Annotated in this window: 1 protein-coding gene and 1 pseudogene; both read left to right on the top strand. The window is 30.8% G+C overall.

Annotated features, from left to right (window positions below; all coding sequences use genetic code 11):
• Positions 1-120 (top strand): annotated as a pseudogene (locus FTU54_RS15120) (IS30 family transposase); the annotation flags it as partial.
• Positions 113-1,060 carry a hypothetical protein gene (locus FTU54_RS15115; RefSeq protein WP_180074916.1) on the top strand — a complete coding sequence of 316 codons (948 nt, stop codon included), beginning with the start codon at positions 113-115 and terminating at the stop codon, positions 1,058-1,060. The pseudogene FTU54_RS15120 and the gene FTU54_RS15115, both read left to right, overlap by 8 nt.
• The last annotated feature ends 100 nt before the right edge of the window (positions 1,061-1,160 follow it).

Below are 1,160 nucleotides of genomic sequence, written 5' to 3'. Positions count from 1 at the left end.
GTTGCCATGTCACTGAATACTCGTCCTAGAAAAGCGTTAGATTGGCTTACACCATTAGAGAAGTTTGCTCAGCTTGTTGATTATCATAAGGCTTTTGAAACTGTCGCACCTCATGTTTGAATTCGCCGATATTAGGTCATCTTTCTCATCACATTCTGCGGGACGATCTATTCCTTCACATTTAAAAATTAAGGAAAAAGGTCAAATAAAATCTATTTCATCGACTGGAAGAATAGTTGAATCATCGCCAAGACAATCCATTGAGGAGATAACTGATTGGGCGTATAGTCAAATCCAACTTATTAATACTTCAAAAGAAAATAATTTTCTTAAAAAATTTGCAAAAAAAGTTTCTCTTGGAGATGTTCTTTCTAAATGTAATCCAAGTGCATTATTGATTGATATTTCAGCCATTGAAGACAAAATTGAAGATGGAACAATTTTATTAAAATATGAGCTATTTAAAAAAGAAAAAATAAATGGAAAAATTAAGAAAACAAAAAAATATATAGAGCCTTCTATTAGAATCTATAAAAAATTGTTTGATCAATTAGGTAGGGTATATGAGCTTAATCAAAATCTAAGAGTAATAAATTTAGAATCAACATCATATGTAAATAAAAATAAGAGAACTTTATCTATTTCATCTAAATTACTTAGAAAATTTAAAGTTGAAGAGAATAGTAAGATAGAAAGCCTATTAAATTATATTAATAAACAAGGTTTATTTTGTCTTACTTTCGATGACCCTCGCTTTATGTATTGTATGGATAACTGTTTTGAGGATGTATCTGGAACATCTGAAATAGAATCTATTTTAGCTATGCTTCATCCCCAAAAGGATATAGAAAAAATTCAATCGGAAAAGGGTACATTCAAAGCTGGTCAAAAACATTTTAGTAAAGGCTCAATGTTCCACTTTGTTGAAAAATTACATTCAAAGGATGACTATATTTTTTGTGATGATTTAGGTGATGAATGGGCCGATCATTTAGTAATTAACAGTAAAGAATATAGTATTAGTTTTATACATGGCTTTGTTGCACAAACCTATCTGTAAAGGGTTTTTCAGCGATATAATTTTCAAATGAAGAAGCCTGCACACAAAATCTACCGCACAACCAATTGGCCCGCATATAACCGAGCACTCATGAGTCGCG

Source organism: Acinetobacter sp. YH12116, from assembly GCF_013418895.1.
GTDB classification, from domain to species: Bacteria; Pseudomonadota; Gammaproteobacteria; order Pseudomonadales; family Moraxellaceae; genus Acinetobacter; species Acinetobacter indicus.
The sequence above is the reverse complement of the archived record's forward strand: the minus strand, read 5'-3'. Positions and strand labels throughout refer to the sequence as shown.

Bases quoted from the DNA above. Each gene is read 5' to 3' on its own strand.
- FTU54_RS15115 (WP_180074916.1), top strand. From the start codon at position 113: ATGTTTGAATTCGCCGATATTAGGTCATCTTTCTCATCACATTCTGCG.